Source organism: Enterobacter cloacae complex sp. P16RS2 (assembly GCF_014982155.1).
Taxonomy (GTDB): Bacteria; Pseudomonadota; Gammaproteobacteria; order Enterobacterales; family Enterobacteriaceae; genus Enterobacter; species Enterobacter cloacae_M.
This window is the reverse complement of sequence record NZ_JADCKW010000032.1, coordinates 1-6,860: the sequence shown is the minus strand read 5'-3', so window position 1 is coordinate 6,860 and position 6,860 is coordinate 1. Positions and strand designations below refer to the sequence as shown.

The 6,860-nt window shown below is 48.2% G+C and carries 6 protein-coding genes; 4 read left to right on the top strand and 2 right to left on the bottom strand.

Translation table 11 applies throughout. The features are described from left to right. Window positions 1-1,013: Cu(+)/Ag(+) efflux RND transporter outer membrane channel SilC (gene silC, locus INF68_RS18665; RefSeq protein ID WP_227412906.1), on the bottom strand; the 1,013-nt coding region annotated here is incomplete at its 3' end. A 189-nt stretch (window positions 1,014-1,202) separates the two neighbouring features. On the opposite strand from silC, the gene silR reads away from it, so the two are divergent. The 4 genes from silR (at window position 1,203) to INF68_RS18645 (ending at window position 4,529) form a co-directional block, all read left to right on the top strand. Continuing rightward, complete coding sequence (gene silR / locus INF68_RS18660) at window positions 1,203-1,883, top strand: copper/silver response regulator transcription factor SilR (protein ID WP_000697969.1); 681 nt, start codon at window positions 1,203-1,205, stop codon at window positions 1,881-1,883. Beyond that, on the top strand, window positions 1,876-3,351 hold the full coding sequence (silS, locus tag INF68_RS18655) for a copper/silver sensor histidine kinase SilS (RefSeq protein ID WP_032653887.1): 1,476 nt from the start codon (window positions 1,876-1,878) through the stop codon (window positions 3,349-3,351). The genes silR and silS overlap by 8 nt, the downstream gene beginning before the upstream one ends. Window positions 3,352-3,599: 248 nt before the next feature. After that, entirely contained in the window at window positions 3,600-4,031 is a 432-nt protein-coding gene (gene silE, locus INF68_RS18650) for a silver-binding protein SilE (protein WP_032653890.1), read from the top strand. 147 nt (window positions 4,032-4,178) lie between these two features. Further along, window positions 4,179-4,529, top strand: coding sequence for a DUF305 domain-containing protein (locus tag INF68_RS18645; RefSeq protein ID WP_032653894.1), 351 nt, complete (start codon window positions 4,179-4,181; stop codon window positions 4,527-4,529). A 165-nt stretch (window positions 4,530-4,694) separates the two neighbouring features. On the opposite strand, the gene INF68_RS18640 is transcribed toward INF68_RS18645, so the two are convergent. Further along, entirely contained in the window at window positions 4,695-6,521 is a 1,827-nt protein-coding gene (locus INF68_RS18640; protein ID WP_032653897.1) for an AAA family ATPase, read from the bottom strand. Between the last annotated feature and the right edge of the window lie 339 nt (window positions 6,522-6,860).

The following is a 6,860-nucleotide window of genomic DNA, read 5'->3' as shown; positions in this document are numbered from 1 at the left end:
TTAGGAATAAAATTCCACATTCCACTTCCTGACGTAAAGAGGCTGGACAGCTCCGTACTGCTTGTGGAAAGACCACTTGTCAGGGTAATGGACGGGAAAAAGGCCGCTCGCGCTGCGCCAATATTGGCATCAGCCGCTTTCAGCTGGTATTCCGCTTCCATAATATCCGGACGCTGCAGCAAAATTTGTGACGACAGATTTGGTGGCAATTTTACTGGGGCGATCTCCCCGCCTTTCATCCCTTTTTCTGACGGCGGTGTGCGGTATGTTCCCAGCACCAGTTGCAGGGCATTGTTTGCCTGAGCCAGATCGCCTTCTCGTTTGGCTATTTCGGCGCGGGTACTTTCGATTTGTCCTCTGGCCTGTTCAAGTGCCAAAACGTTCGTACTCCCGGTCACCAGCTGTTGCTCAACGAAAGCATAAGACTGTTCATAATTTTTCAGCGTTTCCCGCGCAATACGGAGTTGTTCGTACGCCAGTTGCTGGCTGAAATAGCTCTGTGAAACGTTGGAGACAAGCAGAATGTGTACGGCCCGACGGGCTTCTTCGCTGGCAAAGTAGTTCTGGCGATCAGCGTCACTCATGTTCTTAAGTTTGCCGAAAAAATCGAGCTCATAGCTGAGCTCCAGACCCGCGTCGTACTCTTGTGTGGTCGGCTTGTCGCCTTTCAGACCACCGCTGTATGTGATCCCGGATGAGGCATTCAACTGGGGATAACGATCTGCATCCGTGACGTTGAACTGGGCCCGGGCCTCTTCAACCTTCAGAGCAGCCATCCTCAAATCACGGTTATTGTTCAGAGCTTCAGTAATCAACCGTGTAACCTGGGGATCGACAAAAAAGTTACGCCAGCCCGTATCCTGATAACCATTCACAGCTGGCGTCAGGCTGTTTCGGGACAGTGAAAACTGCTGGGGTATCGGTGCTGCCGGGCGCTGATATTCAGGTGCCAGAGAGACACAACCGGCCAGGATGAATATCGTGCTGATGCTGAGTAATTTTAATTTGAACATAACGCTTCTCGTCCAGGCAGACCTGATAAATGGTTCAAATGAAGTCCAGATTATTGATAGGGATACTTTACCGAACGCTCTCTGTTTGCCGGGTGACAGGATAATGACAATGTTGTCATTTTTGCTGTAATCCGTTGATAACGATCGTGGGCGCAATAGAATGACATTAGCAGCCAGCCGGGGAGCAAGATGAAAATATTGATCGTCGAAGACGAAATTAAAACAGGTGAATATCTCAGCAAAGGGCTTACAGAAGCAGGGTTCGTAGTGGATCACGCTGATAATGGTCTTACCGGATATCATCTCGCCATGACCGCGGAGTATGATTTAGTCATTCTGGATATCATGCTGCCTGATGTGAACGGCTGGGATATCATCCGCATGCTCCGCACTGCCGGAAAGGGTATGCCGGTCTTACTGCTGACGGCCCTGGGCACGATCGAACACAGGGTCAAAGGACTGGAGCTGGGTGCGGACGATTATCTGGTTAAACCCTTTGCGTTTGCCGAACTGCTCGCTCGGGTGAGAACTCTTCTGAGGCGGGGAAACACGATGATCACGGAAAGCCAGTTTAAGGTGGCTGACCTCTCTATTGATCTCGTATCCAGAAAAGTCAGTCGCGCCGGAAACCGCATTGTGCTCACCAGTAAAGAGTTCAGCCTGCTGGAATTTTTCATTCGCCATCAGGGAGAGGTTCTTCCCCGCTCCCTGATTGCCTCTCAGGTCTGGGACATGAATTTTGACAGCGACACTAACGCGATTGATGTCGCCGTAAAGCGACTCCGCGCTAAAATAGATAACGATTACGGGACAAAGCTGATCCAGACAGTCCGCGGCGTGGGCTATATGCTGGAGGTCCCGGATGCATAGCAAACCTTCCAGGCGCCCTTTTTCACTCGCTCTGCGGCTGACCTTTTTTATCAGCCTGTCCACGATACTGGCTTTTATCGCTTTCACCTGGTTTATGCTGCATTCTGTTGAAAATCATTTTGCCGAGCAGGATGTCAGCGATCTCCAGCAAATCAGCACCACTCTGAGCCGTATACTCCAGTCCCCAACAGTTCCGGATGAAAAAAAAGTAAGTAAAATAAAGGAATCGATTGCCAGCTACCGCAACGTTGCCCTTTTGCTCCTCAACCCCAGGGGGGAAGTGCTCTTTAGTTCAGCGCAGGGGGCAGCACTACGACCGGCCGTGAGAACAGCAGATTTTAGCGAGCATTGCCGCGCACGGGATGTCTTTCTCTGGACGGTGGAGGATCCTGCAAGACCTATGGATACCGGGTCCGAAATGAAGATGGAAACATACAGGATTATCGCTTCCTCTGGTCAGGTGATATTTCAGGGTAAACAGCAGCAATATGTCATGCTGGTCGGCCTCTCCATTAATTTCCATCTCCACTACCTCGATGCGCTGAAAAAAAATCTGATTGCGATTGCTGTCGTGATAAGCCTGCTGATTGTTCTTATTATTCGAATCGCCGTCCGCCAGGGACATCTGCCGCTTCGTAATGTCAGCAATGCCATTAAAAACATCACCTCTGAGAATCTTGATGCGCGACTCGAACCGACACGCGTTCCCATAGAGCTGGAGCAGCTGGTTATCTCCTTCAATCATATGATCGAAAAGATTGAGGATGTCTTTACCCGCCAGGCCAATTTCTCTGCCGATATCGCGCACGAGATCAGAACGCCCATCACCAATCTGGTGACGCAGACTGAAATCGCACTGAGTCAGGATCGAACACAGAGGGAACTTGAGGATGTCCTCTATTCCAGTCTTGAAGAATATAACCGGATGACCAAAATGGTCAGCGATATGCTGTTCCTGGCACAGGCAGATAATAATCAGCTGATACCTGACAGGGTCATGTTTGACCTTAGAGCGGAAGTTTTGAAAGTCTTCGAGTTTTTCGAAGCCTGGGCCGAAGAACGCAATATCACGCTCAAATTTAACGGGATGCCCTGCCTGGTTGAGGGAGATCCACAAATGTTCAGAAGAGCGATTAATAATCTGTTATCCAATGCCCTGCGTTATACCCCGGAGGGACAGGCAATCACCGTCTCAATAAGAGAGCAGGAGAGCTTTTTTGACCTTGTGATTGAAAATCCGGGGAAACCAATCCCTGAAGAGCATTTATCAAGGCTCTTTGACCGTTTTTATCGGGTGGATCCGGCCAGACAACGAAAAGGAGAAGGCAGCGGCATCGGTCTTGCGATTGTGAAGTCAATCGTGGAAGCACATCACGGAAGAGTGCATGTGGAATCGGATGAACGCTCGACGCGTTTTATTTTATCCGTACCCAGACTGGAGAAAATGATTCCGGGTCCCCAACACTGAGAATAAAGAATTAAATGACAAAGATGTCATTAGCCTGTCATGCAGCAAACAGAAGCCATTCGATATAATTAGTGCAACTTATCAGGAAGGCTGGATTGCTTCATCAATACCCGGCGTCAGAGTACGCCAGGAAATGAATATCCAGCCAACTTCCGGAGAAATAAGAACTGCCGAGCCTTTGCTGTTATGCAACGGGAGATGCAGCTCTCCATTCCCGGACATCACTAATTAATTACTGGAGAGTTACAATGAAAAATATCGTCTTAGCATCAGTGTTAGGTCTTGGCTTAATTTCGTCAGCGTGGGCCACGGAATCCGTGAATATCCATGAGCGCGTCAACAATGCACAGGCTCCTGCTCACCAGATGCAGTCTGCTGCTGCTTATGTAGGGATTCAGGGTTCCGCCCCCAGTATGAACGGTATGGATCAGCATGAACAGGCCATAATTGCTCATGAAACCATGACGAACGGATCGGCGGATGCGCACCAGAAAATGGTGGAAAGTCATCAAAAGATGATGGGAAATAACACTGTATCCACGACCGTCTCGTCAACGTCTTACGCAGCGATGGATGAGCATGAAAGAGCAGCGGTTGCCCATGAATTCATGAATAACGGTCAGTCCGGCCCACATGAGGCCATGGCCGAAGCGCACCGCCACATGATCAATGCAGGCTGAATGCGATTGTAGTATCCGTGCTTTTACCCTTTCCTTGATAGATTATTCCTTAACCGGATATGTTGCTACTTTTTTGCCCCCATCAGGGGGCTTTTTTATCTGACTTAGCTACAATTAACCGGTACCTACCTGAAAAGGATTTATTATATGAAAATCAAAAGCTCCTTGTTTGTTATATTAATCTTATCCCTGCCAGCCATTTCCGCAGAACATTCGGAAATGAAAATGTCAGATATGCACTCGTCGACATCGTCACAGGAATATATGTCGGGCATGAAAGACATGCATGACAAAATGATGGCCGCCGTTAATGAGCCCAATCCTGACAAGGCCTTTGCAAAAGGTATGATCGCTCACCACGAAGGTGCAATAGCAATGGCTGAGACCGAGCTCAAATACGGTAAAGATCCCGAAATGAGAAAGCTTGCACAGGACATCATAAAAGCTCAGAAAGGTGAAATCGAGCAGATGAATAAATGGCTTGGCAGTCATAAATAAAGTTTGTAAAACCGCTTCGTTAAACGTATTTAACACAACTTCCGGGCAGGGAGCCTGTTAAACGTTGAATAATTAAAGCCCGATTAATTTCGGGTTTTACTACTCTGTACTCCGGTCCTTTGTTGAGGACCGGAGTATATGCACCTGAGATGCTTATTTAATACATTATCTCGTCATGGATACAATGTCGCTCAGGATCTCAACCAGCTCGCTTCTCTCCTGCGTTCCGTCATGATAGGTTGATCTTGAGATGATTCTTTCCGCTGTCATCCGGGGCCAGAATTTATCAAGCACATTATCGGGTTTCATTCCCACCGCCCGTCCAATTATTTTTTTAGCATCACAGGTGTCCGTAAACGTGACGACTACACCGGTCATTTCTTCGATCAGATCCGGGCAGAGATAGTTCTCTATTTCACGTTTGCGCGTGGCGAAGAATACCTTACCGGCATCCTCCACTTCTTTTTTACGTTTCTGAATGGACAGAACCTGTGCGGGGTCTCCTCCAATATCGGAGTCCAGAAATACGCACCAGGGAAGCCCCAGATCGTTGGCCAGATTCAATGTAACCCAGTGTTTGACGCTGCCACACCCTCCTATGAGGACTGGCACTATTTTCACGTCCTCCAGAGAGGCTGGCAACATACCTGACTGTTTTAATGAACTGGCCGCATGCCTCAGGAAAGTGACATCCGACTTTCCCTCTACCAGAACTATCCCCTGCGCCCTTTCCATACCGGTCTCTGGCAGCACCCCCAGGCTTTCAGTGGCTTCCTTCAGCACAGCGTCATCCGGCATTTTTACTGCGGGTTCACCCGCCTCATTTCGGGTGACATAACGTACGCCTTCGACAGGGATCAATCCGGCAAGCGCCGGGACATGGGTGGTGACGATAATCTGACGGTGCGGCTGGCCTGCCAGTGCCAGTAACGCTTTCATCAGCATCATCTGATAGTTCGGATGCTGTGACGTTTCAGGCTCCTCTATGGCATAAATCACATTTCTGGGCGTCCCCGCGACATTCTTTTCAGCCTCAGCCCGGAAAAAATTCAACAGGATAAGCCTCCTTATCCCGCTGCCGCGCTTATTGATGGGGATGCCATTTTCCCCATCCAGGGTGAAATTGAAGGTCCACTTGGGTTTCTCCTTAAATCGTGGAGTCAGTTCGCTGGCGAGTTCGGGGGCCATTTCACGTAATTTATCCAGCGTTCTCTGTGCGACATCCAGTACGCTGTCCTGGATCTCATTTTCCAGCGCTGTAATTTTGTCCTGCAGCGCAGCCTGAGCGTCTTTTACGGCCTGCTGTAAGGGGTTTTTAGCTTCGGAATCCCCGTCGCTGCTTTCCCTGTCGGCTTTGAAAATCGCATACGTGGGCAGCAAATCGAGGATCTTACCCCATAATGATTTTGTGTCGGTTCCAAACTCTTTATCGACATCCAGCAACATTTCCGAACAGGTATAGGGAGCGGCGGCTTCCCTGATGGCCTGACGCCATAACGATGCAGTGCGTTTATCCGCCACATTTTTCTCAACTTCTTTTCCCACCGCCTTGAGTTCGGAAATTTTCATGCCCAGTAAATTTCTCAGGGGCTCCTCATCCGGGTGGATGCAGCGGATGCAGGTCTGCTCCGGTTTTCCTGAGGTCGTTGCTTTAAACGTTTTGACGATTTCAAAATTGCCATCTTCATTCAGCAGATGTTCTGAGGCGAGCGTGGTCTGCACCCTGTCGTCTATCATGATAAAGTCGGGCAGATCATCGAATTCACAGGCTATTTCAAAACGGCCCTCCCCTTCTCTCAGGCTGAAACAGTTCATGTCATTCTTGTCAGCCTTCATTCCTTCTGTTTCAAAAAAAATAGCCAGCGCTTCCAGAAGCGTTGATTTCCCAAAGTCATTACGACCAACAATGCCCGTCATGCCTTCATCAATAATGATTTCAGTAGAGCTTCTGTAGCCTCTGAAGTTTTTCAGTTTTAATTTTTTGAGCCGCATATGAAGTCCTGTGTGTAAGAAAGCGTTTTGCTGCAACCTGAATACAAAATATATTTTCAAATGCCTGCCAACATGCAGGGATAACCGTTATTGAGAATATCTTAACGACATTTCTGGATTATGATCTGGTCGCGCTTTCTGAACTTTAATGCTCCTCAAAACACCGGAAGCCAACTTGTGGTTGGATACATGACAAAGTTAAAAATCCAGAATGATGGGTAATAATTTCAATGCTCATTATATTTTTCGGAACTGACTCATGGCTTTTATGACTTAAATGATAATAATACACATTCTTTGATGTGAATTATGTCGTACGGACATTGATGAATTTAAAGG